Origin of the sequence: Nocardioides bruguierae (assembly GCF_023554635.1) — a bacterium.
Taxonomy (GTDB): Bacteria; Actinomycetota; Actinomycetes; order Propionibacteriales; family Nocardioidaceae; genus Nocardioides; species Nocardioides bruguierae.
The window spans coordinates 312,411-339,103 of sequence record NZ_JAMJPH010000001.1 but is presented as its reverse complement, the minus strand read 5'-3'; the positions used below and the strand labels follow the sequence as shown (position 1 = coordinate 339,103).

Here is a 26,693-nt window from a genome sequence, read left to right as displayed (position 1 = left end):
CTCAGAAGTCTCGGACCAGCGGCAGCGTGTGCGCTCCACCCGGCCGGACCATGGTGATCTGGTCGACGCCCATGCGGCCGTCGCGGAAGGCCATCGAGCCGCCGACGAGGTAGAGGTACCAGACGCGGACGACCTCCTCGCCGACCAGGTCGACGAGGCGTGCGCGGTTCTCGTGGAAGCGCTCCAGCCACCCGGCCACGGTCAGCACGTAGTGCTCGCGCATGGCGTGCACGTCGCGCACCTCGAGGCCCGCCTGCTCCAGGAAGCCGACGGTCTGCCCGACGGGTCGCATGTGCATGTCCGGGGCGATGAAGGACTCGATGAACGGGCCGCCGCCGGGCCACTTGCCGGCCCGCGACATCTGCTGGATCAGCACCCGGCCGCCGGGGCGCACGGAGTCGTGCAGGACCTGCGCGTAGGTGGGGTAGTTGCCCTGGCCGACGTGCTCGCCCATCTCGATGGAGGCGACGGCGTCGTACTCGCGACCGCGCGGCGGGACGGCGTCGCGGTAGTCCTGGAGCCGGATCTCGACCCGGTCCTCGAGGCCGCGCTCGCGGATGCGGGCGTCGATGAACTTCTTCTGCTCGGCCGCGATGGTGACGCCGGTGACCTGGGCACCGAAGTGCTCTGCGGCGTAGAGGGAGAGCGAGCCCCAGCCGCAGCCGACGTCGAGGAACCGGGAGCCCTCGGTGAGCCCCACCTTGCGACAGACCAGGTCGAGCTTGGCGGCCTGTGCCTCGGTGAGCGGCTGGTCGGCGCTGGAGTGGTAGCCGCTGGAGTAGGCCATGTGCGGCTCGAGGATGGCCTCGTAGAACTCGTTCGAGAGGTCGTAGTGGAACGAGATGGACGCCCGGTCGCGCAGCTTGGAGTGCAGCCGGCCCTTGATCTCGGCCTGGGAGGCCGGGTTGGGCAGCGGCTTGCCGAGCACGCCCAGCTCGCGGGCCAGCCGGGCGGCACTCACCAGGGCGCGCGGGTCGGGGCGGCCCGAGGAGAGACCACGCTCGCGGGCCACGGCGAACGCGTGGGTGAGGGCCTTGTCCAGGTCCCACCGCTCGTCCTCGACGACCTCGAGCTCACCGGTGACGTAGGCCTGGGCCGCGCCCAGCTCGCCCGGGTGCCACAGCAGCCGACGCAGGGCGTCGGGGGAGCGCAGCTCGATGGTCGGCACGGAGCCGTCGGTCGGCCCGGCGTCCGAGCCGTCCCACGCCACGAGGTGGACGGGCAGGTCCCCGCCCACGAACGGACGCAGCACCTGCGAGATCCGGTAGGCGATGCCGTGCTGGCCCGGCACGGGCGGGGCGACGGGCGGCGTGGTCGTGGCGGTCACGCGACGGCCTCCTCGCCCAGCTGGGTGCCCGAGGCGGCCTCGTGAGGCCGCGAGAGCACCAGCTGGTAGTCGTCGATGTAGCCGGAGGCGAAGCCGGCTCGGGAGTACTCCAGGTAGAAGTGCCACATCCGGCAGAAGACCTCGTCGAAGCCGAGGGCGAGCACCTCGTCGCGGCGGTCGAGGAACGCCTCGTCCCACAGCCGCAGCGTCTCGGCGTAGTGCTGGCCGAACTGGAACCGCTCGGTCAGCCGCAGCGAGGTGTGCCGGCGGGTGACGTCGTCGATCGCCTCGACGCTGGGCAGCAGGCCGCCGGGGAAGATGTACTTGTGGATCCAGGTGTAGGTGTTCCTGGTGGCCAGCATCCGGTCGTGACGCATCGTGATCGCCTGGATGGCGACCTTGCCGCCGGGCGCCAGCCGCGAGTCGATGGTGGAGAAGTACACGGGCCAGTAGTCGGCGCCGACGGCCTCGATCATCTCGACCGAGACGATCGCGTCGTAGGTGCCCTCCACGTCGCGGTAGTCGCACAGGTCGATGGAGACGCGGTCGGCGTACCCGGCGTCCGCCACCCGCTCGCGGGCGAGGGCGAGCTGCTCGCGGGAGAGGGTCACCGAGTGGACGGTGGCGCCGCGGCGGGCGGCGCGGATGGCCAGCTCGCCCCAGCCGGTGCCGATCTCCAGCACGCGCGAGCCGGCGCCCACGCCGGCGGCGTCGAGCAGCCGCTCGATCTTGGTGCCCTGCGCGTCGGCCAGGGTGGCGGCGTCCACGGTGCCCGGGGACGCGGCGACCAGCCGCGAGGGCAGCGGGTGGTGCTGGCGGTGCGAGAGGTCGTCGTCCTGGGCGACGACGCCCGTGGGCCACAGGGCGGCTGAGTAGCTGAGCGTGGAGTCCAGGAACAGCCGGAAGAGGTCGTTGGACAGGTCGTAGTGGTGCGCGATGTTGCTGCGGGCGTTCTTCTTGCTCGAGCGCTGCCAGCGCGGGGGCCGCTTCACGACCAGCGCACGGAAGCGCTGGAGCGACTGCGGCACCAGGTCGGTCATCTCGGCGGCCAGCACGGTGAGGAAGCCGCCGAGGTCCTCGGCGTCCCAGGCGCCGGTGAGGTAGGCCTCGCCGAACCCGATGAGCTGGTGGCGGCCGACGCGGGAGAAGAACTCCTCGGCGTCGTGCACCGTCATGGACGGGCCGCCACGGCCGTAGGTGCGGCCCTCGAGGTGCACGGTGACCTCGAGCCGGCCGACCGCGGCGAGGAAGAGCTTGCGGGCCACCCCCGCGGCGACGCGGGTGCGGGGGCCGGGCGTGATCGGTCGCAGACCGGGCCAGACGGAGGTGTCGGGGGGCGTGGTCGGGCGGGCGGGGGCGAGGTTCTCGGTCACGCCTGCACTCCTTCCTGTCGGTGCGAGGGCCGCTGCCGGACAGGGAGTCGGCGCAGCCACAACCAGGTGCCGTGGACGCGGATCAGCGCGGCGTCGCGCAGAGCCGCGCCGGTGGCACGGTAGGGGGCTCGGGGGGTGTCGTCGCGGGTGCCCGTGACGGAGGCGGAGAAGACGGTCTCGCCGGTCTCCCCGCTGCCGGGGTGCGTGCCGGGGTAGGTCTCCTCGCTGTGCAGCGAGACGGCCACGGCGAGCCGGTGGCCGGGCACCGGCACGGCGAGCTCGTAGGTGCCCTCGGTGCCGTGGAAGGGCGAGACGTACATGCCCTTCTCGGTGCGGGCGCGGCCCTGGGCGTCGGGGTGCACCAGGTAGGCGTGCACGTCGCCGTAGGTGTTGTGCACCTCGACGACGACGGCCTCCACGCGGCTGCGGGAGTCCAGGCACCAGAAGACGCTGATCGGGTTGAAGCAGTAGCCCAGGGTCCGCGGCTGGGCGGCCAGCAGGATGCGGCCGGCAGGGTCGGGCGTGACGTCCTGCGTGGCCAGGAAGCCGGTGACGTTCTCGCGCAGGCTACGTGCGGGGTCGCCCAGGTGGTCGCGGGACTCGAAGGTGCCCTTGAGGAACGCCAGCGGCCGGTGGTCGGGGAGGTCGTCGACGTCCACGAGCCACAGCGAGGAGGTGCTGGTGAAGGTGCGCCGGAACGGGCGGCGGCGGGTGTGGCTGACCTCCGTGGAGTACACCGCCGGGGTGCGCGGCACCTCGACGCTGTCGTCGGGCTCCGTGACCTCGGGCCACTCCAGCCCGAGGCGGGTGACGGCGGCCAGGCCCGAGCGTGCGCCGTCCTCGTGGAAGCCCCACCCGTGGTAGGCGCCGGCGAACGCCAGCCGGCTGCTCTCGATCTCGGGCAGGCGGCGCTGCGCGGCGACCGACTCGGGAGTGTAGAGCGGGTGCTCGTACTCCATCCGGTCGATCACGCTGGCCGGGTCGACGAGGTGCTCGCCGCCCAGGGTGACCAGGTAGCGGGTGTCGGTGTCGAGCCGCTGGAGCCGGGTGAGGTCGTAGGTGACGACGACGCCCTGCTCCACCCCGTCGGCGCGGGTCTGCGCCTCGGTCGGCCGCAGGAAGTTCCAGGACGCCCGGGCGCCGTCGGCCTGCGGCAGCAGCGAGGAGTCGGTGTGCAGCAGCGCCGTGTTCGGCGAGTACGGCATCGCGGCCAGCACCTCGCGCTGGGCCGCGGTCGGCTCGCTGAGCAGCGACAGCGCCTGGTGCGGGTGGGTGGCGACGACCACGGCGTCGAAGGTCTCGGTGCGGCCGCTTCCGTCGGTGATCGCCACGCCGTCGTCCGTCTCGACGAGGCCGGTGACCTTGGTGTCGAGCCGGACCTCGCCGGCCGACCCGGTCAGCTCGGCGCCGATCCGCTCGACGTAGGTGCGCGAGCCGCCCGTGACGGTGCGCCAGGTGGGGCTGCCGAAGATCGACAGCATCCCGTGGTGGCGCAGGAACGCGAACAGGTAGCGGGCCGGGTAGTCGAGGGAGACCGACGGCTCGCAGGACCACACGGCCGCCACCAGCGGCTCCATGAAGTGCCGCACGAAGAAGGGGGAGAAGCCTGCCTCGTCCAGGAAGGCCCGCAGGGTCTGGTCGCCGTGCGCCTCGCCCTCGTCGCCCGCCTCGAGCAGGGCGTGGGCCCGGCGGTGGAAGCGGGGGATCTCGGTGAGCATCCGCAGGAAGCGCGGGTTGCGCAGGTTCGCGGACGTGGGGAACAGGCCGCTGCGACCCAGCGCTCCGGCCCACTCCACGCCGGCGGCGTCGTCGCGGATCGACATCGACATCTCGGAGGGCTGCGTGCCCACCCCCAGCTCGCGGAAGACCCGCAGCAGCGTCGGGTAGGTGCGCCGGTTGTGGACGATGAAGCCGGTGTCGATGCCGAGCGTCCGCTCGCCCTCGACGACGGTGTGCGTGTCGGCGTGCCCGCCCAGACGCGCGTCGGCCTCGTAGAGGGTGACGTGGGCCGTCCGGGAGGCGACGTGCGCGGCCACCAGGCCGGCGACGCCGGAGCCGATGACGGCGACCCGGCCCGGGGCCTGCGCGGGTCGCGCCATCAGGCGTTCTCGAAGGGGATGATGACGGCGCCCTCGAGGGTGGGCTCGGGGGAGCCGCCCTCGGGCTCGACGCTGATGCCCAGGCCGGTGGCCGTGGCGGCGTCGCCGGAGAGCAGCACCTCGTTGTCGGGGCCGTCGGGCATGAACCCGGCGGCGACCATCTCGCCGTCGTGGTCCAGCCACAGCTCGTAGACGGAGCCGTCGGGGGCCTCGGCCATGCCGCTGGTGATGATCACGGCCTTGTTGAGGTCCTTGGAGCGCACGACCACGGCCTTGGCGCCGTCCTCGAACTTCTGCACGTAGCGCTCGGCGTCGGTCGCGGCGAGCACCCGGTCGGTCGGCGAGGCGACGAGGGAGGGCGCCGGGGCGTCGTCCCACGGACGGGTGATGGCCAGGGTGGTGGCGGCCCCTAGCGTGATGACCGCAGCGGCCGCGGCGGCCACGAAGGTCCGCACCCGGGGCGGCCGGTGGGCAGCGACGGAAGGCGTGGGCAGGGTGGCACGAGGGGCCGAGGCGACGACGGGCGGCAGCGGCCGCACGGTGCCGACCTCGGCCAGCAGCCGCTCGCGCAGCGCTCCCGGAGGGGTGACCTCCTCGGCGGTCGCGGCCAGCAGCGCGCCGGCCTCGCGCAGCGAGTCCACCTCGCCGCGGCAGTCGCCGCACTCGGCCAGGTGCCGCTCGAAGCGAGCGCGCTCGACGTCGTCGAGGGCGTCGACGGCGTAGGCGCCTGACAGGGCGTGGACGTCGTTCATCGGCCTACTCCCAACGCGTCTCGTAGTCGTATGAGCCCGTCCCGGATCCGCGTCTTCGCGGTGCCGACGGGCAGCTGCAGCATGCTGGCGACCTCGGTGTGGGTGTACCCGCCGAAGTAGGCCAGCTCGATGGCCTCCCGCTGCACCTGGGTGAGCGAGGAGAGGGCCCCACGGACCCGTCGTGCCTCCAGCGACGCGTGCGCCGCCTCGGCCGTCACGTCGTGGGGCACGGGCTGGTTCTTGTGCTGGTAGGCGACGTCGCGCCTGGTCGCGGCCTCGGCCGAGCGGACCCGGTCGACGGCCTTGCGGTGCACGATCGTCATGACCCACGACAGCGCGCTGCCGCGCTCGGGGTCGAAGCGTGCGGAGGTCCGCCACACCTCGAGGAAGGCCTCCTGGGTGACCTCCTCGGCCTGGGCCGGGTCCCGCACGACGCGCACCGCGAGCCCGTAGGCCCGGGACGAGCACGCGTCGTAGAGCCTGGCGAAGGCGGACTGGTCGCCGCGGGCGCAGCAGCGCAGGGCCTCGTTCAGCTCCTGCGCGGCGTCCCGAGCGGCGACGGGGACGTCCTCGGGGCGCGCGCGACCGGAGGACGTGGAGCCGGCCTCACCGGGTATCGCATCGCTCACGAGTCGCATCGTCCCAAACTTCCTGCTCGAAGACCCTCACCTCGGGGTGAGTGGTCACGGTGTCGAGAGATCGGCCCGGGCCCCCGGGAGGTGGCCCGGGCCGATCGTGCGTCCGGAGGAGGGGACCTGCGGACGACGTGGTCCAGTGCCCCGGAGGGCGCCGGATCAGGGCATCAGCACCTGGTCGATCACGTAGACCGTCGCGTTGGCGGTCGGGATGTTGCCGCACAGGACGTTGGCGCCGTCGACGGTCATGCCGTCGGTGTCGCCCTCGACGGTGACCATGTCGCCGTTGAGGGTCTCCTGGTCGCCCACGATCTGGTCGGGGTCCATCTGGCCGGCCACCACGTGGTGGGTCAGGATCGCGGTGAGCGTGTCCTTGTCCTTGAGGACGGCGTTGAGCGTCTTCTTCGGGATCTCGGCGAACGCGTCGTCGGTGGGGGCGAAGACGGTCAGCGCGTCGGCACCGTTGAGGGTGTCGACCAGGTCGGCGGCCTGGACGGCCGAGACGAGGGTGCCGAGCAGCGGGTTGTTGCTCGCGGCGGTGGCGACCGGGTCGGAGACCATGCCGTCGAAGGAGCCGGCGCCGTCGGTCGGCACGGCGGAGCAGGCCGGGCCGAAGACCTGGTCGCCCGCGGAGGCCTCGGTGGTGGTGTCCTCGGACTCCATGGAGTCCATCGACTCGGACTCGGTGGCCGAGGCGGAGGTCTCGGTGTCGCTGGCGGCGTTGTCGGTGGACTCGGAACCGCACGCGGCGAGACCGCCCATGGTCAGGACCGCGACGGCCAGGCCGCCGGAGAGACGAAGGGTGGTGCGCTTCATGATGTCGTGCCTTCCTGCATCGGGGGTACCGGACCCACTGCGGGCCCGGGGGTGCCTCCGGGCCGTCGGTGGTGGTCACCGGCCGGCCCTGAGTGGCTGGACGTGAGTAGTTCGGCGCTGTGCCCGGGGCGGATGGGTGGATTTCGAGAAATCTCCGAACTTTCTTGTTTCCGCAGGTCAGAGGCATGCCGGTGGTCGAGCAGCGAGGCCCTCCCTTGGTCGAGCGGCGAGGCCTCTGGTGGTCGAGCAGAGAGGAGCTCCGGCGACGAGCGCACGACGAGACCACCCACCCGCACGTCGACCACCCGCAGGTCGACCACCAGGCTCCGGACGCACCACACCCGGCAGCGGGGCCCCATGACCCTGCTGCCGGGTGCGACTCGTCGGCGTGCGCCGACGTCCAGGTGACGAGCGCGGGCGGGCGTCGTCCAGCCCTGCCCCGCGGCCCGCCTCAGCCCACGGTCACCTGGAGCGTGTGGATGCCGGAGGCACCGTCGGGGAAGGGGTCTGCGCGCACGTTCTGCTGCACTTCTCCGCTGCCCGTGACCACGCGCGCGGAGATGCTGTGGGAGCCGGGCTCGGCGTCCCAGCGCAGGAACCACTGGCGCCAGTAGTCGTTGGCGACGTCGGGGCCGGCCTCCGCGTCGGTCCACGGGCCGCCGTCGATGCTGACCTGCACCTGTCCGACACCGCCGGACTGCTGGGCCCACGCCACGCCGCCGATCGTGACCTCGCCGGCGTCCAGCTGCTCGAGGGCGGCGGGGGTGTCGATGCGGGCGGAGATCTTGATCGGGGCGTCGGTGGCCCAGTCGCGCTCGGTCCAGTAGGCCTGCGCGTCGTCGTAGGTGGTCAGCGTCATCCGGGTGATCCACTTGCAGGCGGAGACGAACCCGTAGAGGCCGGGCACGACCATGCGCGCCGGGAACCCGTGCACCTGCGAGAGCGCCTCGCCGTTCATGCCGACCGCGATCATCGCGTCACGGCCGTCGGTGGCCACGGCGAGCGGGGTGGAGATGGTCATCCCGTCGAAGTCGGTGGAGAGGATCTGGTCGGCCTGGTCGCCGACGCCCGCCTGGTCGAGCAGGTCGGTGAGCCGCACGCCGAGCCAGCGCGCGCCGCCCGCGTACGGACCGCCGACGGAGTTGGAGACGCAGGTCAGCGTGATGTCCCGCTCGATCAGGTCCATCGCGAGCAGGTCGTCGAACGTGAAGGTGAGCTCGTTCTCGACGTCGCCGTCGATGGTGAGCGTCCAGGAGTCGACGTCGACCGCCGGCACGTCGAGCCGGGTGTCGACGCGGTAGAAGTCGCCGATCGCCGTGCGCAGCGGGGTGATGCCCTTGACCTTGCCGTCGAGCCCGGTGGGGAAGGCCCCGGCCGGGTCGGTCGCCGGGGGCAGGGTGACGTCGGCCGGGCCCGTGCGCAGCCGCGCGACGAGACGGCTCGCGCCGCCCGCGGCGGCGGCCACGACCGCCAGTGCACCGGCGGCCAGGAGCACCCCGCGGCGGGTCGGTCGCGCGCCGGCGTCCGCCTCGTCGTCGGCGGGGTGGAGCCAGGGCAGGGAGGAGAGCCCGGACGTGGCGACGCGGTGCAGCAGCACCAGCGAGCCGACGCCCGCGACACCGGTGGCGATGCCGGGCACGGCGTCGAGGACGCCGGACTGCGGGCGCACCAGCGCGAGCACCGTGGCGACGAGCACCAGCAGGCCCTCGAGCGTCGCGCCCGCCACGAGTCGACGTCGGGCCAGCAGGCCCGCCACGGCGGCGAGGACCAGGACCACCACGAGCACGCTGCCGAGGAGGATCGCCTTGTCGGCGGTGCCGAAGGTCTCGATCGCCCAGTTCTTCAGCGGCGTCGGGGTGAGGTCGATGACGGTGGAGCCCGTGGCGAGCACAGGCGAGGCGTCAGGTCTGACCAGGGCGGCGACCAGCTGACCGACGGCGAGGCCGACGAGCGTGGAGACCACGCCGATCAGCGCCCAGGTGGGGGCGCCGACGGCGCGGTTGGACTCGGTGCGGGGGGTCTCCATGCGAGTGGTTCGGAGCGGGCGCCCGGACGGCTTGGTCAGTCGGTGCCGGTCCTGGTGTCGGCCGTGATGCCCGTGGTGCCCGCGGCGGTGACCAGGTAGCTCTGGCCGTGGCGGGTGGTCCACTCCCAGCCGGTGGGGAGCCCCTGGGTGTCGAGGGCGCGGTGGTAGGCCCAGCCGAGGTGGGTCTTGGCGCGGTGGTGCCGTCGGCACAGGGGTGCGGCGTTGTCGGTCGAGGTGGGGCCGCCCCTGGCGTGGGGGACCACGTGGTCGAGGTCGGCACGGCGTGAGGGTCGGCGGCACCACGGGAACACGCAGGTCGGCTCCGTCAGCCCGACCTGTTCTCGGAACCGGTCGGGGAACTCGTAGGCCTCGCTGTGCCGTGGCACGCGTGCGTCGATCACGGGTCTGACCGTGATCGTGGATCTCGCTGGGGAGTCGGTGATCCACCTGGCGAGGACGTCGAGGGTGGTGAATCCACCGCCCAGGGGGCTGAGGCTCCCGGGTCCGGACTCGATCCTCGCGAGTGGCTCCTGATGGCGGTCGGCGGTGCCCTCGACGGCGGCGCTGACCGCGTCCTCGGAGAGGTGCACGTAGACGGTCATGTCCCGGGTCGTCGTGGGCCGGGCGACCGCTCGGGGCAGGCGGCCCTGGAGCTGGCGGCGGGCGATCTCGCCGAGGGCGGCCGCGCGGCGGACGTCGAGGGAGTCGACCGACCCGGCCTCCCGGAGCTCGGCGGCGACCTGGCTCAGCGCGGCGTCGAGGTCCGCGGCGTCCGTGACGTCGAGCATCGCGTCGACGCAGACGACGCCGGTGTGGTCGATCATCCGGTGGCCGGCAGGGGTCTGGTCGACGGTGACGTGACGGGTCTCGGCGGCGTCGAGCGCCTGCTCCTCGGCGGCCTCCGGGTCGAACCGCACCAGCGCCTCGGTGACGAGCCGGTCGAGGGCGGTCGGGCCGATCCGGTGGGCCACGGCAGCGAGCTGGGCGTCGACGAACGCCGCTCCCGCGGCCGGCAGGTGCATCGTCCGCCGCGCGACCAGGCGGGCCCTGGACCAGGGCAGGGCGTGGTCGACCTCGCGGGCGTCGGCGACCCGCACCCCTCCGTCGTCGCCCAGGGCGAGCCCGCGGGTCAGTGCCGCCCACGAGCGGGGCAGCCGGTGGCGGAGCTCGACGACGTCGCCGATGAACGACCGACCGGCGTCGGTCGACATCCCCAGCGCAGCGGCCCACTCGACCACCGCCGCCTCGGTCACCAGTGGCGACCCCGGGCCGCCGAGGTCGAGGGGGCGGTCGCCGTGCAGGAAGGCCGGCGTCTCCCAGGCGTAGGCACCGGCATCGGCGAGGCCCATCACGGCCTGCTCGGGGTGGGCCTCGACCCACGCCACCGTCGCCTGGGCGACCTCGACGTCGGCGACGTGCCGGGCGCGCCTGGCGTCGCGGACGCGCGTCAGGAGCGAGGCAGTGGGGTGGGTGCCCCTGGCCTCGTCCACGTCACGCTCCACGGTGCAGGTCATGCCTGACATTCTACGCGATGATGAGTTCGAATCACAGGGTGTGGACTGGTCTGTGGAGCACGCCGAGGGTGGGCGTTGGTGGTCGGGTGCGGGGGTCTCGTGGCTCGTCGCCGGGGCTCCTCGCACCTCGACCACCGGTGGGTGCGGGCCGGCCTCCTCGCACCTCGACCACCGGTGGGTGCGGGCCGGCCTCCTCGACCGCGGGCGGGCCGCAGGGCAGGATGCGCCGCATGGACGCCACCCTGGTCCGCACCGACGTCGACGGCGCCGTCGTGACCCTCACGCTCGACTCCCCGGCCAACCGCAACGCGCTCTCGCGGCGGCTGCTGGCCGAGCTGGACGCGGCGCTCGTGGCCGCGGCCGAGCGCCCCGGCACGCGGGTCGTGGTGCTCGCCGCCACCGGCCGGGTCTTCTGCGCGGGCGCGGACCTGAGCGAGGCCGCGGGCGGGTCCATGGAGGAGACGACCGCGGCCATCGTCGGCCTGCAGCGACGCCTGCTCACCCTGCCCGTGCCCGTGCTGGCCCGGGTGCAGGGTCCGGTCCGCGCCGGCGGCCTCGGCCTGGTCGCGGCCGCGGACGTGGTGGTCGCCTCCACGCAGGCGACCTTCGCGCTCACCGAGGTGCGGCTCGGCCTGGCCCCGCTCGCCGTCAGCCTCACCGTGCTGCCCCGGCTCACCGACCGGGCGGCGGCCTGGGCGGCGCTGGGCGGCGAGGTCTTCGACGCCGCCACCGCCACGTCCTGGGGCCTGGTCACCACCGTCGTCGACGCCGACGACCTGGACGCCGAGGTCGGGTGGCGGGCCGACGTCCTCGCCCAGGGGGACTCGCAGGGCCAGCGGGAGACCAAGGCGCTGCTGGTCGCCGACCTCGTCGCCCGGATCGACGCGGAGGGTGCGGACGTCGCCCGTCGCTCGGCCACCCTGTTCGGCTCCGACGCGGCGCAGGCCGCGATGGCGGCGTTCCTCGAGCGGGGCCGTGGAAGAAATTCCTGACACGGGGGCAACCGGACGAGGGGTCGACCCGGTCCTCCAGGACATGACCACCCGATCTCGGGACCGGGAGACCACCACCGGACCCTCAGCGCAGGCGCCCGCCGCCGACCACGTGGGGCACGCCGACCACGACGTCGCCGCGCCCTCGGCCGCGCACCCGCGCAGCCGCCGCGGGGCGTCGGTGCCGTTCGAGGACTTCGTGGCCGCCCGCTCCGGTGCCCTGCTGCGCACCGCCTACCTGCTGACCCACGACCACGCGCTCGCCGAGGACCTCCTCCAGACCGCGCTGGCCAAGGCGTGGCCCGCCTGGGACCGGATCGACGAGCCCGAGGCGTACCTGCGCCGCGTCCTCGTCACCACCTTCTCCTCGTGGTGGCGCCGCAAGTGGAACGGCGAGACGCCCACCGAGGTGCTGCCCGAGACCTCCGCCCCCGACGCCCACGAGGCGGCCGGCACCCGGGACGACCTGTGGTCGGCGATGGCCCGGCTGCCACGGCGCCAGCGGGCCGTCGTCGTCCTGCGCTACCTCGAGGACCTCACCGAGGCGCAGACGGCCGAGGCCCTCGGCTGCTCGGTGGGCACCGTGAAGTCCCAGACCTCCAAGGCGTTCGCGAAGCTGCGGATCGACCCCTCCCTGACCGACCACCACCCCACGACCACCACCTCCGAGCAGACCGGGGAGGAGCTGTCATGAGCCCCACGATCGACGACCTGCGCGCCACCCTCGACCAGCGTGGCCACGATGTGGACGCCGGCGGCGTCGACGTGCACGCCCGCCTCTCCGGCGTCCGGCACCGCGTCGCGGCCGCCCGCCGTCGTCGTGCCGCCGCCGTCTCCACCGCCGCCGCAGTCGTGCTCGCCGGCTTCCTCTCCGTCGGCGTGCTCACCCGCGGCGCCCCGGTCGACGACGGCCTCGTGGTCGCCGGCCAGGACGTGGCGGAGCAGGTGAGCCTGCCGCTGGGCGAGTACGCCTACCAGCGGTCGGTGGACCTCGACGACATGGAAGACCCGAACGGCGTCGTCCGCGACAGGACGGTTGCCGAGGAGCTCCTGCGACGCCAGGTCACCCTGCCTCGTGCAGGTGTCGACCAGGCGGTCGCGCTGGTCGCCTCGGGGCTCGACGGCGGCACCGTGACCCTGCGGACCCTGTACGGCGGACCCGGGCTCGTCCGCCTCACCGAGGACGGCACCACGCCTGTCGCGTCCGTCGGCACCGGGCGCACCGACCTCGTGCTGGTCCTCCGTGACGTCCCGGCCGACGCCGAGGTGGCGCTCGTGGTCTACGACCGCAGCGACACGCGGATCGACGCGCTCTACGCGCCCGACGGCTCGGCCTGGTTCCGGGACGAGGTCGGGGGTCGAACCCGGCTGGCCGGCGCCTTCACGCCGACCGAAGGTCGGGCCACCGCCTCCCTGACCTTCACCGGAGCCCTGGGCAGCACCCTCATCTCCGACTACTGCCGCAGTGACGTGAAGGGCGCCTACGCCACCGTGCTGGTCGACGGTGGTCTGAGCTCCTCGGGCGGTTGTGTCGGCGAGGCCGGCGACGCCTTCATCGGTGGCGTCACCTTCACCAGCCAGGACAAGGTCACGGAGCACACCCTGGAGATCCGGGTGACCCGCGGCGAGGACGGCCCGCTGCTGGACGCCTCCCAGGTGGTGGCCGGCGTCGCCGGGTACGCCGCCGACCCCGACGACACCGTCCTGAGCGACGGCACCCGCAGCGGGGACGACGTCGACGCCCGGATCGAGGTCGACGGCCGCGCCTGGGTGCTGGAGCAGGTCGTCGAGCTGTCCGGCCGGGACAGCCTCACCGCCGACATCGACCTCACCGAGGAGCCCGACGCGCGGTACGTGGACGTCACCTACGCGCGCGGACGCACGACCCTGAAGGCCGTCGGGTCGGTCAGCGGCAGGGCCCTGAGCGGTCGTGCGACCCACGTCGCCAGCGGCGGGTGGATGACCGGCCAGATGAGTGGCGTGCTGCTCCAGGGGGAGCGCTGGCAGGTCACCCTCGCCAGGCCGCAGGGCGCGCTCGAGGAGGGCGGTGGGGCCCTGCTCGTGTACGCCCCCGTCGACGAGTGAGCACCTGGGCCACGGCTCACCCCCCGGTTGGCGCCGTGGACGGACACCCGGACGGGTAACGTTGTCGTCTTGCCGCGCCCGGTGGGAGGGCGCGGACGCGCACGCGCGCGGACGAGGACCCCCATCCGGGACAGCACGACGAGGAGCAGCGTTGACCGAGGTCAGCAGCAGCGGTGACGAGCAGCGGCGTCCGGAGGACGTGGCCGCGACCGAGACGGCGGCCGAGCAGGCCTACGTCGACACGGTGTTCGCCCAGCTCGAGGTGAGCGCCAAGGCGGCGCAGGACCTCGCCAAGGAGGGCCACAGCCGCGGCGCGCTGGGCCACGAGGGCGGCCTCGTGGAGCGCGACGCGATGGTCTTCCAGGCGGCCAAGCGGATCGCCCAGCTCGACGCGGCCCACGAGGGCCTGGTCTTCGGCCGGCTCGACCTCGACCCCTCCGTCGACGACCGACCCCGCTACATCGGCCGCATCGGCCTGCGCGACGCCGAGCGGGAGAGCCTGCTGATCGACTGGCGGGCCCCGGCGGCGTCCGTCTTCTACCAGGCCACGGCCGCCACGCCGCAGAGCGTGCTGCGCCGCCGCGTCCTGCGCTCCAAGGGCCGCGTGGTCGAGGGCGTCGAGGACGAGCTGCTGGACGGCGAGGCCATGGAGGCCGCCGGCCTCGACCTGCCGATCGTCGGCGAGGGCGCGCTCATCGCCCAGCTCTCCCGGGCCCGCGACCGGTCGATGCACTCGATCGTCGCCACCATCCAGGCCGAGCAGGACCAGGCGATCCGCGCCCCTGCCAAGGGCGTCGTCTCGATCTCGGGCGGCCCCGGCGTCGGCAAGACGGTGGTCGCGCTGCACCGCGCGGCCTACCTGCTCTACACCGACCGTCGCCGCTACGAGTCCGGCGGCGTCCTCGTCGTCGGCCCCTCGGGCGTCTTCATGCGCTACATCGAGCGCGTGCTGCCCTCGCTCGGCGAGACCGCCGTCGCGCTGCGCTCCCTGGGTGAGGTCGTGGACGGCGTCCGCGCGACGCGCCAGGACGACCCGGCCGTGGCCGCGGTCAAGGGCTCCGCGCGGATGGCCACGGTGCTCCGGTCGCTCTCGCGGCAGCAGGCGCCCGACAGCCCCACGAGCTTCCGCACCTTCTACCGCGACGACGTGCTCACGCTCGACCGCGGCACGCTGGGCCGCATCCGCCGCCAGCTGATGAACCAGGGCCGCCGCAACCGGCAGATGCCGCGCGTGCCCGGCGCCCTCCTCGACGCCCTGTGGCGTCAGGTGCGCTCCGAGCGTGGCCGCGAGCGCGGCCGGGAGTCCTTCAACGAGGACCTCAAGGGCGACCCGAAGTTCCTCGACTTCGTCGCCGCCTGGTGGCCCCCGCTGGACGCCCGCGAGGTGCTCGGCTGGCTGCGTGAGCCCGACATGCTCGCCCGGGTGGCGGGCTCGGAGCTCTCCAAGGACGAGCAGGACCTGCTGGTGAAGTCCTACGGCCACGGGCTGGACGACCTCTCGATCCAGGACGTCGCGCTCCTCGACGAGCTGCGCTACGCCATCGGCGACGTGCCGCAGAAGACCGACGACGAGGCCAGCCTCGACGACACCGGCCTGCTCGAGGGCGGCCTCGACATGGCTGAGCTGTTCACCGCCGCCGACCGCGAGTTCGCCCCGGCCGGCCGCGCGTGGCAGGCCCCGCAGCACAAGATCGAGGACGACCCGTTCGCGCACGTCCTCATCGACGAGGCGCAGGACTTGACCCCGATGCAGTGGCGCATGGTCGGACGCCGCGGGCGCACCGCGACCTGGACGATCGTCGGCGACCCGGCGCAGTCCTCCTGGCCGGTGCCGGAGGAGGCGGCCGCCGCCCGTGCCGAGGCGCTGGAGAAGAAGGCCACGCACTCCTTCCACCTCGGCACGAACTACCGCAACTCCTCCGAGATCTACTCCTTCGCCGCCGCCTACGCCGAGCGCGTGGGCCTGGACGCCGACCTGCCGACCGCGGTCCGCTCCACCGACGAGCACCCCGTGGTGCTGGAGGACGTCGAGGACCTGGAGGCCTCCGTGCGCGAGGCGGTGGACGGCCTGGCCGGCCGCGTCGCGGGCACGGTCGGCATCGTCGTCCCCGTGGCCCGTCGCAGCGAGGTGAACTCCTGGCTGGCGAGCTGGCCCGAGCGCGCCGAGGACGCCCCGCACGCCCGCGCCGCGATCGACTCCACCGACGCCCCCAGCGGCGACGACCGCGTCGTCGTGCTCACCGGCCTCGACACCAAGGGCCTGGAGTTCGACGCGATCGTGGTGGTGCGACCGCAGGAGATCGAGGACGAGTCCCCGACCGGCCGCGCCACGCTCTACGTCGTCCTCACCCGCGCCACGCAGCTGCTGACCACCATCAGCTGAGCACCATCAGCTGAGCACCGGCGCCGGACGGGCTCGGCCCGCGACTACCCTGCAGCCATGACCAACGACGTCGCCGCTGCCCGGGAAGCCATCGAGGCCATCCAGGGGCACGAGGCGTGGGCGATCATCCGCCGCTCCACGCGCGCGGGTGACAACCCGACCGTCGGCGTGCTCGGCGGCAAGCGGTGGGTCGCGGACTCGCTCATGGACGTCCCGCTGGAGACCGGCGTCCCCGAGCCCGGACGCCTCGCCGACCGGCTCGTGGCCGTCCCGTTCCGGCAGGTCGCCGAGCGCGGGTTCGACGCCCACGACGACGGCACCCCGCTGGTCGTGGTCGACGTCGAGGACGAGCGTGAGTTCTCGGTCGACGACGTGGTCGCGGCCATCACCGAGGTGCCGGTCGAGCTCGCCGACGCCGGCGGCTTCGACACCGACGACGAGGCCTACGCCGAGGTCGTCAAGCAGATCATCACCGACGAGATCGGCCAGGGCGAGGGCGCCAACCTCGTCGTCGGCCGCCCGTTCCACGCCACCGTCGCCGACTGGGACGCCGCGCGCGCCCTCACCGTCTTCAAGCGCCTGCTCGAGCGCGAGCGCGGCGCCTACTGGACCTACGTCTTCTTCACCGGCGACCGCTACCTCGTCGGCGCCACCCCGGAGCGTCACGTCTCCGTGCGCGACGGCGCGGTGCGGATGAACCCGATCTCCGGCACCTTCCGGCTGCCCCGCCCGGCCGCCGACGGCACCGCGGTGCCCGCCGCCGCGCTGAAGAGCGACCTCCTGGACTTCCTCTCCGACGAGAAGGAGATCTACGAGCTCTTCATGGTGGTCGACGAGGAACTGAAGATGATGTGCGACATCTGCTCCGAGGGCGGCCAGGTGCTCGGCCCGTTCCTCAAGCCGATGAGCCACCTGATCCACACCGAGTACTTGCTGGCCGGCCAGACGCACCGCGACGTGCGCGAGGTGCTACGCGACACCATGTACGCGGCGACCGTCACCGGCTCGCCGGTCGAGAACGCCTGCCGCCTGATCAAGAAGTACGAGGAGCAGGGTCGCGGCTACTACGGCGCCGCGCTCGCCGTGCTCGGCCGGGACGAGGCGGGCGGCCCCGTCCTCGACAGCCCGATCGTCATCCGCACCGCCGACGTGGACCTCGAGGGCAACCTCACCGTCACCGCGGGTGCCACGCTGGTGCGCGACTCCGACCCGCACTACGAGGTCGCCGAGACCCACGCGAAGGCCGGTGGCATCCTCTCCGCCTTCGGGCTCGTGCCCCCGGCCCCGCCGACCACGGTGGACGTGCCGGCGCTGGTCAACGACGAGGACGTGCTGCTGCGCCTCAACCAGCGCAACCGGCGCCTCTCCCAGTTCTGGCTCACCGACCAGGCCGGCGAGGACCCCGACCCGGCCCTGGCCGGCAAGAGCGTCGTCATCCTGGACGGGGAGGACGACTTCGTCCGCATGCTCCGCCACGTCCTGGCGACCCTCGGGCTGACCAGCACGGTCGTGCGGCACGAGGACTACGTGCCGGGCTGCCTCGACGGTCACGACCTCGTGCTCGTCGGGCCGGGCCCCGGCGACCCCCGCGACGGCGACGACCCGAAGATGGCGAGCCTGCGGCACGCGGTCTCCTCGGTGCTCGAGACCGAGCAGCCGTTCCTGGCGGTGTGCCTGGGGCACCAGGCGCTGTGCCACACGCTCGGCCTGCCGCTGGGCTACAAGGACATCGTCTTCCAGGGCACCCAGTCGCCCGTGCCGTTCGAGGGCCGCACCGAGCGGGTCGGCTTCTACAACACGTTCGTGGCCCGCGTGGGCGAGGACGTGGCGCTGCCGGCGGGCACGGTCGTCGACGCCGACCCCGAGAAGGGCGACGTGCACGCCATCCACGGGCCGCACTTCACCGGCATCCAGTTCCACGCGGAGTCGATCCTGACCCAGCACGGCGTGGACCTGCTGCACCGCATCCTGCTGCGCCTGCTGGGCTGACGTCTACCGCGGATCGCCGTTCCAGTCATCACTCATCTTCGGTAATCGGAGAGAAAGTAAATGCGTTCTGTTGCCTTGACGTCGCGGGCTCGTCTAGCCTCGTGACCAGCCCGGCGGGGACTGCCCCCCAGCCTTGCCGGGCCCCTACTCCCCCCGGCAGAACCCTGTAGAACCCCTGGTCAGAGCCGTCGTCCGACGCGTGGCACCCACGCTCCGACGGCCGGACGGGTGCCCGACGCGACGTCGTCGGTCGCTATCGTGTGCCGGTGCCGGAGCGCTCCGTGATCGTGGTCGACCACCACGACTCCTACACGCAGAGCCTCGTGCACCTCGTCGCCGCGGTGACCGGGGTGCTGCCGACGGTCGTCCAGCACGACGAGACCGACGTGGCCACTGTGCTCGCGCACTCCCACGTCGTCCTCTCGCCGGGGCCCGGTCACCCCGCCGACGAGCACGACTTCGCCGTCGGCCGCGGCGTGCTGCGGGCGGGCACGCGGCCGGTCCTGGGCGTCTGCCTGGGCCTCCAGGGCATGGTCACCACCTTCGGCGGCACGGTCGAGCGGGTCCGGCCCGCGCACGGCGAGGTCGCCACCGTGCAGCACGACGGACGGGGGGTCTTCGCCGGCGTGCCCGGCCCCTTCGCCGCCGTCCGCTACCACTCGCTGGCCGCGACCCGCGTGCCCGACTGCCTCACGGTCACCGCCACCTGCACCGACCCCGACGGCACCGAGGTGGTGATGGGCGTGCGGCACCGCACGCTGCCGCTGGAGGCCGTGCAGTTCCACCCCGAGTCGGTGCTCTCCGAGCACGGCCTCGACCTGGTCGCGGCTTTCCTCGCGCCCGGCTTCGGCGTCGAGACCCGCGGGGGAGGGGACGCGTGAGCACCGCGCCGGAGCCACGGGACCTCGCGGCCGAGCGGTTCGCCGAGGTCGCCCGCGCCACCGACCGCTGCGTCTGGCTGGACGGGGTGGGGGCGCGCGAGTGGTCGGGACGCGACTCGGTGCTCGCCTGGTGCGAGCCGGAGGACGTCTCGTTCAGCTACGACGCGACCCGGCGCGAGGTCACCCGGCACGCCGGCGGACGCGCCCGCATGGTCGGCGACGACCCCTTCGCGGTGCTGCGCGCCGAGCTGGCGGCGGCGCCCGGCGCCCGCTGGTACGGCTACCTCGGCTACGCGGCCCGGCCCGACCTGCCGGCACACCCCGACCCCGACCTCCCCGACGCGGTGTGGCTGCGTCCCTCGCGGGTCGAGCGGCTGCCGGCCGGTCGACCCCCGGCGCCCCGGGGGCACGCGGCGGCGGCGGAGAACGGGGCGGAGCAGGACGGGGCGGAGCAGGACGGGGACGACGGCACCCCGCCGTCGTCCTACCTCGCGCAGTTCGCGCAGGTGCAGGAGGCGCTGCACGCGGGCCTGAGCTACGAGGTGAACCTGACCCGCCGCGAGCGGGTGGAGGCTGCCGCCGACCCCGTCGAGGTCTACCTGGCCCTGCGGGCGGCGAACCCCGCCCCCTACGCCGGGTACCTGGCCCACGACGTGCCCGGGGCCCGCGCCTGGCTGCTCTCCTCCAGCCCCGAGCGCTACGCCCGCGTCGCCGACGGCACGATCGAGGCGCGGCCGATCAAGGGCACGACCCCGCGCGGAGCGACCCCGGCGCAGGACGCGGCCGCCGCCGACGCGCTGCGCCACGACCCGCGCTACCGCGCCGAGAACCTGATGATCACCGACCTGCTGCGCCACGACGTGGCCGGCGTGAGCGCGCCGGGCTCGGTGACGGTGCCCGAGCTCATGACGGTGGAGTCCTACCCGAGCGTCCACCAGCTGGTGAGCACCGTGCGGGGGCGGTTGCGACCGGGCACCGACGCCCTGGCGGCCGTGCACGCGCTGTTCCCGGCCGGCTCGATGACGGGGGCGCCGAAGCTGCGCACGATGGACGTGATCGCGGCCGTGGAGGACTCCCCGCGGGGCGTCTACGCCGGGGCGTTCGGCTGGCTCGACGGGGCCGGCGCCGACCTGGGCGTGGTGATCCGCTCGCTCGTCACGGCGGGCGAGGGCACCTGGACGCTGGGCACCGGGGGCGGGGTGACCGTGCACTCCGACGCGGACTCCGAGCACGCGGAGACCCAGTGGAAGGCCGAGCGGCTGCGGGCCGTCCTGGCCGCGGTGGCCCGACGCCCGGGTGAGGCGGGTCCGTGAGCCCGGCCACGACGATGAAGGAGCGCGGGTGGTGTCACCCGCTGGTAACCGGAGGTGGTTAGGGTCGAGTCCATGGAGAAGCCGCACGTCATCGTGCTCTTCGGCGCGACGGGTGACCTGGCCCGCCGCAAGCTGCTGCCCGGGCTGATGCACCTGTTCCAGGCGGGCCTGCTCAAGGACGCCCGGATCGTCGGCACCTCGCTGGAGCCCTACTCGAACGAGGAGTTCGTGAAGGTCGCTCGCGAGGCGTGCGAGGAGTTCGGCAAGGAGAAGTTCCAGGAGTCGTCCTGGCAGACCTTCGCCGAGGTGCTCAGCTACGTGCCGCAGGGCGCGGGCGCCGAGCCGCTGGCCGCCGAGGTCGAGCGCGTCGAGGAGATGCTGCCGGGCGAGGAGCGCGACAAGCGCCGCCTGCACTACCTCTCCGTGCCTCCGAAGGCAGCGCTGGACGTGCTGCGCCAGCTGGACGAGGCCAACCTGGTCGACCGCGCGCGGATCATCATGGAGAAGCCCTTCGGCACCGACCTGGAGTCGGCCAAGGCGCTCAACCGCCGGGTGCACACCGTCTTCGCCGAGGACCAGGTCTTCCGCATCGACCACTTCCTCGGCAAGGAGGCGGCCCAGAACATCCTGGCGTTCCGCTTCGCCAACGGTCTGTTCGAGCCGATCTGGAACCGCAACTTCATCGACCACGTGCAGATCGACGTGCCGGAGACCCTCGGGCTCGAGGGGCGCACGAAGTTCTACGAGACCACCGGCGCCTTCAAGGACATGGTCGTCACCCACCTCATGCAGGTGCTGGCGTTCACCGCCATGGAGCCGCCCACGGCGCTGACCCCGGGCCCCATCAGCGAGGAGAAGCTCAAGGTCTTCCGCTCGATGCGGCCGCTGGAGCCGAACAACGTCGTGCGCGGCCAGTACACCGGCTACCGGGGCAAGGAGGAGGTCGCGGACGACTCCGACACCGAGACCTTCGTGGCGCTCAAGGTCGAGATCGACAACTGGCGCTGGGCCGGCGTGCCGTTCTACCTGCGCACCGGCAAGAAGCTCGCGGAGGGCGCGCGGATCATCTCCATCGCCTTCAAGGAGCCGCCGCTGACGATGTTCCCGGCCGGCTCCAACGTGGGCACCCAGGGCCCGGACCACCTCACCTTCGACCTGGCCGACCAGTCGAAGATGTCGCTGTCCTTCTACGGCAAGCGGCCCGGCCCGGGCATGAAGCTCGACAAGATGTCGATGCAGTTCTCCACCCACGAGACCGCCGCCTCCGGGCTGGTGCTCGAGGCCTACGAGCGGCTCATCCACGACGCGATGCGCGGCGACCACACGCTGTTCACCACCGCGGACGGCATCGAGGAGCTGTGGGCCAAGTCCATGCCGCTGCTCGACAACCCGCCGCCGGTGCGCTCGTACTCGCCCGGCTCGTGGGGGCCCAACGCCATCCACCAGCTGATCGCGCCGCACGCGTGGCGGCTGCCGTTCGAGCGCGCCTGGCGGGAGAGCAACCCCAACGAGTGGTGAGGGTCAGGACGTGGCGGGGTAGCCCGCGTCCTCCATGTCACCGAGCCCGCCGCCGTTGACGAGGTCGGTGAACCCGGCGTCGGTCATCTGCTCGATCGCCGCGCCCGCGCGGCTGCCGGAGCGGCAGTAGACGACGTAGGCGGCCTCGGGGTCGAGCGCCGCGATCTCCTCGGCGAACGTCGAGGCGGAGACGTCGATGTTGACCGCGCCCTCGACGTGCCCGTCGGCGAACTCCTCGGGGGTGCGCACGTCGACGATCGTGGCGCCGCCGTCGATCGCGTCCGCGACGGCGGAGGTGTCGGCGGTGGAGCCGGCCGTGGTGTCCGACGAGCCGCACGCGGCGAGACCGAGGGACAGCCCGAGCGTCAGGCCGACGGCGAGCAGGAGCGAGGAGAGGCGGCTACGCATGCCCCGAGCGTAGCACCGCAACCCCCAGGGGGGTTCTGGTCGAGCCGTGCTCAGGCGTGGCGCTCAGGCCAGGTGACCGGCCTTGGGGCTCGGGCCGTACGCGTTGTCGCCGGGCTCGCTGTCCATCACGAAGAAGACGATGAGCACGACGAAGCCGACGAACGGCACGAGGCCGATGAGCAGCCACCAGCCGGTCCGGCCGATGTCGTGCAGGCGCCGCACGCCGACCGCGATGACCGGCACGATCAGGCCGAGCGAGACGATCACCGAGACGATGCCGAACAGCACCGAGCCGGCGTCCCCGGTGATGCCGGCCAGGATGTTCAGCACGATGTTGACCAGCACGACGGCCAGGTAGAACCACCAGTACTCCGAGCGCCGCGCGCGGCCGGTGAAGTCGGCGTAGTGGGTGAGGACGTGGCGGACGGCGTCGGTGAACGACATGGTGGCCCCTGGGAGGAGTGCTCGCGGATGGTCGAGCCGGGACGCTAGCGAACTCCACCGAGCGGTGTCAGCCCCCTGTCCGGACCGGCTCGTCGTCCTGCCCGGGCAGCTGGAGCACCATCCGGGCCCCGCCCAGGGGGGAGCGGCCGGCGACCACGGTGCCGGAGTGCCGCTCCGCCGCCTGCGCGACGATCGAGAGGCCGAGGCCGGAGCCGGGCATCGTGCGCGACTCGTCGGCGCGGTAGAAGCGCTCGAAGACGTGCGGCAGGTCGGCGTCCGGGATGCCGGGGCCCTCGTCGTCGACGGTGAGGACGCCCTCGACCAGCGACACCTGCACCCGACCGTCGGTCGGGCTCCACTTGGCCGCGTTGTCGAGCAGGTTCGTCACCGCCCGCTCGAGCGTCCCCGGCTCGCCGCGGGTGAACCAGGGGCGCAGGTCGGTCTCGAAGACGGCGCCGGGCGCGCGGCGGCGCACGCGGGCCAGCGCGTGCTCGACCACCTCGACGAGGTCGAGGTCCTCCACCGTGTGGCCCATCTCCTCGTCGCGGGCGAGCTCGACCAGGTCGCCGACCAGGGTGGAGAGCTCCTCGACCTGGGCGCGGACGTCGTCGAGCACCTCCGCCACCGCCTCGGGCGGCAGCACGATGTCGTCGCTGCGGGCCTGGGCGAGCAGCTCGATGTTGGTGCGCAGCGAGGTCAGCGGCGTGCGCAGCTCGTGGCCGGCGTCCGCCACCAGGCGCTTCTGCCGCTCCCGCGAGGAGGAGAGGGAGGCCAGCATCAGGTTGAAGGACGTGGCCAGGCGCGCGACCTCGTCGTCGCCCTCGACCGCCAGCGGCTCGAGCCGCTCGGTGCGGGCGATCTCCTCCACGCCCCGGGTGAGCGTGCGGACGGGGCGCAGGCCGCTGCCGGCCACCGCCCAGCCGGCCAGGGCGGCCACGAGGACGCCGGCCACGCCGAGGACGAGGGTCACCGCGCCGAGCTTGGCGAGCACCGACTCCTGCGAGGTGAGGGACTGGGCCAGCACGAGGGCCTGGCCTGCCTGGTCCGGCACGGGCACGGTCACGACCCGGAAGCGCTCGCCGTCGTCGGTGACGAGGGTGCGCAGCGAGCCCTCGCTCAGGCCCTGGGCCACCGCGATCTCGGGCTCGCCGATCGTGAGGCCGGTGCCGGTGGTCTGCGGGGAGATGACGTTCACGGTGCCGCTGGTGACGTCCACGACGGCCACCCGGATCTCGCCGGCGGCCAGCGCGAACGCGGACAGCCCCTGCGCCGCGTCCCCCACCTGGTCGAGCTGGGCCACCGCCTGCGCGCGGGTCACGAGCGCCTCGTCGGAGGTGGAGCGGAGCTGGGCCCGGGTGGTGACGAACGCGCCGACGGCGACGGCGGCCACCGAGACGGCCACGGCGAAGGTGGTCAGCAGCGTGATCCGGCTGGCCAGCGAGCGCCGGTAGTGCCAGCGGTGACCGAGGGCGTCCGGGCCGAGGGTCGCCGTCATGACTCCTTCAGCACGTACCCGACGCCGCGGACCGTGTGGATGAGGCGGGGCTCGCCCTCGGCCTCGGTCTTGCGGCGCAGGTAGCCGACGTAGACCTCGAGGGAGTTGGCCGTCGTCGGGAAGTCGTAGCCCCAGACCTCCTCGAGGATGAACGAGCGCTCCAGCACCCGGCGCGGGCGCCGCAGGAACATCTCCAGCAGCGCGAACTCGGTGCGGGTGAGCTCGATGGCGCGGGTCCCGCGGCGGACCTCGCGGGTGGCGGTGTCCATCGTGAGGTCGGCGAAGGAGAGCTGCTCGGTGGCGTCGTCGCCGGCGGCCGGCACGACCCGGCGCAGCAGCGCGCGCAGCCGGGCCAGCAGCTCGGCGAGGGCGAAGGGCTTGGTCAGGTAGTCGTCCGCGCCGGCGTCCAGGCCCTCGACGCGCTCGCCCACCGCGTCCCGGGCGGTGAGCACGAGCACCGGCACGTCGTTGCCGGCGCTGCGCAGGGCGCGGGTCGACTCCAGGCCGTCCAGCCGCGGCATCATCACGTCCATCACCACGGCGTCGGGGCGGCGCTGCGCGATCGCGGCCAGCGCCTGCGCGCCGTCGTCGGCGGTGGTGACCTCGTAGCCGTTGAACTCCAGCGAGCGGCGCAGCGAGTCGCGCACGGCACGGTCGTCGTCGACGACGAGGACGTGGGGCCGCGGCTGCGTCGCGTCGGCAGCGGCGGTGGAGGCTGCGGGAGTGGGCACGACACCACTGTGTCAGAGGCTGCTGAACGGTCCCTGAGAGTGCGCCGCGGGGCGTGCGGCCGGTCCGGACCGGTCGGTCACAGGTACCGGCGGGCCGTCTCCGCGGCCCTCGGCCCGTAGCCGCCGCCGAACAGGCAGGCGTGCACCAGCAGCGGGAAGAGCTGGTGCAGGCCGAGCCGGTCGCGCCAGCCCTCGGCCAGCGGGCTCGCCTCCTCGTAGGCCTCCAGCACCTGCGGCAGGTGCGGCAGCCCGAAGAGCGCCAGCAGCGCCAGGTCGGTCTCCCGGTGGCCGCCGTGCGCGGCCGGGTCGATCAGGTGCGGCACCGTCTCGGCGCCCGGCGGCGCCCCGACCGGCAGGCCCCACAGCACGTTGCCGTTCCACAGGTCGCCGTGCAGCCGCGCCGGCGCCTCCTCCGGGACGAGGCGGGGCAGCCGCCCCGCGACCTGCTCGATCGACGTGGCGTCCTCGGGCTCGATGGCGCCGCGGTCCCGGGCCAGCTTGAGGTAGGGCAGCACCCGCCGGACGGCGAAGAACTCGCCCCAGGTGGGGGCGGGTCGGTTCGGCAGGGGTAGCCGGCCCGCGTACCCGTCGCGCTCGGCACCGAACGTCGGCGCTCCGGCCGCGTGCGTCGTGGCCAGGCCGCGGCCCAGCGCGGCGGCGGCCTCGGCCGAGGCCCGCCCCGGCTCGACCCAGCGCAGGATCAGGCACTCCTCGTCCACGGCCAGGATCTCGGGGACGGGCACGCCGCCGGCGTCCGCGAGCCAGCGCAGGCCCGCGGCCTCGGTGGCGAAGAAGTCCGCGGGCGCCCCCGGCAGCGACTTCACCAGCGCGGTGCGGCCGTCGGAGAGACGGATCTTCGTGGCGTGCGCGATGTCGCCCCCGGCCACCTGCGAGGTGGCGGAGACGGCGGCCCCCAGGAGCCGCTCGGCGCGGCGCGCGACTCCCGTCGTCATGCGCGCCCCCGGACCCCGGGCAGGCGCTGGAGGGAGGAGACCACGCACGCGGCGACGCGCTCGCAGGTCTCCAGCGCCTCGGTGAAGCCGCGCTCACCGCCGTAGTAGGGGTCGGGCACGTCGGCGCCGACGTGCACCGGGTCGTGGTCGCGGAAGAGGTGGACGCGCTCGCTGCGTCCGCCCAGGTCGGCGAGGTTGCTGCTGTCCATCGCGAGCAGCAGGTCGTACTCGGCGAACCACGAGTCGTCCAGCTGCTGCCCGCGGTGGCCGCTGGGGTCGTAGCCGGAGGCGAGCAGCGCGGAGGCGGAGCGGTGGTCCATGGACTCCCCGACGTGCCAGCCGCCGGTGCCGCACGAGGCGACCCGTACGTGGCGCGCCAGCCCCGCCTCGTCCACGCGCTCGCGGAGCACCACCTCGCCCATGGGCGAGCGGCAGATGTTGCCGAGGCAGACGACGCCCACGGCGTAGCGGCCGGGGGTGCGGGGCGGGGGGAGAGGGGCGGTGCGCACGCCTCAGTCCTCCCCCAGGACGCCGTCCACGACCCAGGTCACGACCGTGACGATGATCGCGCCCCACACGGCGGACCAGAACCCGTCGACCCGGAAGCCGACGCCCAGCTGCTGAGCCAGCCACGAGGTGAGCAGCAGCATCGCGGCGTTGATCACGAGCAGGAACAGCCCGAGCGTGAGGATGATGAAGGGCAGCGAGAAGAACTGCAGCACCGGCTTCACCACGGCGCTCAGCGCACCCAGGATCAGGGCGGTGAGCAGCAGCGGGACGATCTTCTCGGTCCAGTCCCCGTTGCGGGGGATGAACCAGATGCCGCCGAGCAGCCAGGCAGCGACGGCCAGGGCGACGGCGTAGGACACGAGCCAGCTCACGAGGCGCACGTGGCGATCATGGCAGGTCCGTGGTCGGCCCCGACCCCCTTCCCGGGGGAGCAGTCCCGCTGGCCGCGC

Annotated in this window: 23 protein-coding genes; 8 read left to right on the top strand and 15 right to left on the bottom strand. The window is 73.5% G+C overall.

Features of this window, described 5'->3' with window-relative positions:
• Position 1: 1 nt before the first annotated feature.
• The 8 genes from M8316_RS01555 to M8316_RS01520 form a co-directional block, all read right to left on the bottom strand.
• Complete coding sequence (locus tag M8316_RS01555) at positions 2–1,327, bottom strand: SAM-dependent methyltransferase (RefSeq protein ID WP_250051359.1); 1,326 nt, start codon at positions 1,325–1,327, stop codon at positions 2–4.
• Positions 1,324–2,700, bottom strand: coding sequence for an SAM-dependent methyltransferase (locus M8316_RS01550; RefSeq protein ID WP_250051357.1), 1,377 nt, complete (start codon positions 2,698–2,700; stop codon positions 1,324–1,326). Before M8316_RS01550 ends, M8316_RS01555 begins: the two co-directional genes overlap by 4 nt.
• Positions 2,697–4,799, bottom strand: coding sequence for a DUF1365 family protein (locus tag M8316_RS01545; RefSeq protein WP_250051355.1), 2,103 nt, complete (start codon positions 4,797–4,799; stop codon positions 2,697–2,699). Before M8316_RS01545 ends, M8316_RS01550 begins: the two co-directional genes overlap by 4 nt.
• A complete protein-coding gene (locus M8316_RS01540; RefSeq protein WP_250051353.1) occupies positions 4,799–5,551 on the bottom strand; it encodes an anti-sigma factor in 753 nt (250 codons plus the stop codon). Before M8316_RS01540 ends, M8316_RS01545 begins: the two co-directional genes overlap by 1 nt.
• The gene (gene sigK, locus M8316_RS01535) at positions 5,548–6,180 is read right to left on the bottom strand and encodes an ECF RNA polymerase sigma factor SigK (RefSeq protein WP_250051351.1); all 633 of its coding nucleotides are present in this window, start codon (positions 6,178–6,180) and stop codon (positions 5,548–5,550) included. The genes M8316_RS01540 and sigK overlap by 4 nt, the downstream gene beginning before the upstream one ends.
• 165 nt (positions 6,181–6,345) lie before the next feature.
• Positions 6,346–7,002 (bottom strand): fasciclin domain-containing protein, encoded by a 657-nt coding sequence (locus M8316_RS01530; protein ID WP_250051349.1) that lies wholly within the window; start codon positions 7,000–7,002, stop codon positions 6,346–6,348.
• 451 nt (positions 7,003–7,453) lie between these two features.
• The gene (locus tag M8316_RS01525) at positions 7,454–9,028 is read right to left on the bottom strand and encodes a molybdopterin-dependent oxidoreductase (RefSeq protein ID WP_250051347.1); all 1,575 of its coding nucleotides are present in this window, start codon (positions 9,026–9,028) and stop codon (positions 7,454–7,456) included.
• Positions 9,029–9,063: 35 nt separating this feature from the next.
• Entirely contained in the window at positions 9,064–10,542 is a 1,479-nt protein-coding gene (locus M8316_RS01520) for an HNH endonuclease signature motif containing protein (protein WP_250051345.1), read from the bottom strand.
• A gap of 230 nt (positions 10,543–10,772) precedes the next feature.
• Here M8316_RS01520 and M8316_RS01515 point away from each other — a divergent pair, with 230 nt between their 5' ends.
• The 8 genes from M8316_RS01515 (at position 10,773) to zwf (ending at position 21,703) form a co-directional block, all read left to right on the top strand.
• Positions 10,773–11,534, top strand: coding sequence for an enoyl-CoA hydratase-related protein (locus M8316_RS01515; RefSeq protein ID WP_250051343.1), 762 nt, complete (start codon positions 10,773–10,775; stop codon positions 11,532–11,534).
• A gap of 43 nt (positions 11,535–11,577) precedes the next feature.
• Positions 11,578–12,228: a SigE family RNA polymerase sigma factor gene (locus tag M8316_RS01510; RefSeq protein ID WP_250051341.1), complete on the top strand. Its 651-nt coding sequence runs from the start codon at positions 11,578–11,580 to the stop codon at positions 12,226–12,228.
• A complete protein-coding gene (locus M8316_RS01505) occupies positions 12,225–13,619 on the top strand; it encodes a hypothetical protein (RefSeq protein ID WP_250051339.1) in 1,395 nt (464 codons plus the stop codon). The genes M8316_RS01510 and M8316_RS01505 overlap by 4 nt, the downstream gene beginning before the upstream one ends.
• Before the next feature lie 151 nt (positions 13,620–13,770).
• The gene (locus M8316_RS01500; protein WP_250051337.1) at positions 13,771–16,002 is read left to right on the top strand and encodes a HelD family protein; all 2,232 of its coding nucleotides are present in this window, start codon (positions 13,771–13,773) and stop codon (positions 16,000–16,002) included.
• Positions 16,003–16,059: 57 nt separating this feature from the next.
• On the top strand, positions 16,060–17,991 hold the full coding sequence (locus M8316_RS01495; protein WP_250051336.1) for an anthranilate synthase family protein: 1,932 nt from the start codon (positions 16,060–16,062) through the stop codon (positions 17,989–17,991).
• A 266-nt stretch (positions 17,992–18,257) separates the two neighbouring features.
• Positions 18,258–18,872 (top strand): anthranilate synthase component II, encoded by a 615-nt coding sequence (locus M8316_RS01490; RefSeq protein ID WP_250051335.1) that lies wholly within the window; start codon positions 18,258–18,260, stop codon positions 18,870–18,872.
• Complete coding sequence (locus tag M8316_RS01485) at positions 18,869–20,185, top strand: anthranilate synthase component I family protein (RefSeq protein WP_250051334.1); 1,317 nt, start codon at positions 18,869–18,871, stop codon at positions 20,183–20,185. The genes M8316_RS01490 and M8316_RS01485 overlap by 4 nt, the downstream gene beginning before the upstream one ends.
• 72 nt (positions 20,186–20,257) lie before the next feature.
• Positions 20,258–21,703, top strand: coding sequence for a glucose-6-phosphate dehydrogenase (gene zwf / locus M8316_RS01480; RefSeq protein WP_250051333.1), 1,446 nt, complete (start codon positions 20,258–20,260; stop codon positions 21,701–21,703).
• Between the two features lie 3 nt (positions 21,704–21,706).
• Here zwf and M8316_RS01475 read toward each other — a convergent pair whose 3' ends face one another.
• The 7 genes from M8316_RS01475 to M8316_RS01445 form a co-directional block, all read right to left on the bottom strand.
• Positions 21,707–22,111 (bottom strand): rhodanese-like domain-containing protein, encoded by a 405-nt coding sequence (locus M8316_RS01475; protein ID WP_250051332.1) that lies wholly within the window; start codon positions 22,109–22,111, stop codon positions 21,707–21,709.
• Between the two features lie 63 nt (positions 22,112–22,174).
• Positions 22,175–22,555: a DUF805 domain-containing protein gene (locus M8316_RS01470; RefSeq protein ID WP_250051331.1), complete on the bottom strand. Its 381-nt coding sequence runs from the start codon at positions 22,553–22,555 to the stop codon at positions 22,175–22,177.
• Between the two features lie 67 nt (positions 22,556–22,622).
• Complete coding sequence (locus tag M8316_RS01465; RefSeq protein ID WP_250051330.1) at positions 22,623–24,050, bottom strand: sensor histidine kinase; 1,428 nt, start codon at positions 24,048–24,050, stop codon at positions 22,623–22,625.
• Positions 24,047–24,781 (bottom strand): response regulator transcription factor, encoded by a 735-nt coding sequence (locus tag M8316_RS01460; protein ID WP_250051328.1) that lies wholly within the window; start codon positions 24,779–24,781, stop codon positions 24,047–24,049. Before M8316_RS01460 ends, M8316_RS01465 begins: the two co-directional genes overlap by 4 nt.
• Before the next feature lie 77 nt (positions 24,782–24,858).
• The gene (locus M8316_RS01455; RefSeq protein ID WP_250051325.1) at positions 24,859–25,734 is read right to left on the bottom strand and encodes a fructosamine kinase family protein; all 876 of its coding nucleotides are present in this window, start codon (positions 25,732–25,734) and stop codon (positions 24,859–24,861) included.
• A complete protein-coding gene (locus M8316_RS01450; RefSeq protein ID WP_250051322.1) occupies positions 25,731–26,243 on the bottom strand; it encodes a low molecular weight protein-tyrosine-phosphatase in 513 nt (170 codons plus the stop codon). Before M8316_RS01450 ends, M8316_RS01455 begins: the two co-directional genes overlap by 4 nt.
• Before the next feature lie 3 nt (positions 26,244–26,246).
• Positions 26,247–26,624, bottom strand: coding sequence for a phage holin family protein (locus tag M8316_RS01445; protein WP_250051320.1), 378 nt, complete (start codon positions 26,622–26,624; stop codon positions 26,247–26,249).
• Positions 26,625–26,693: the final 69 nt, after the last annotated feature.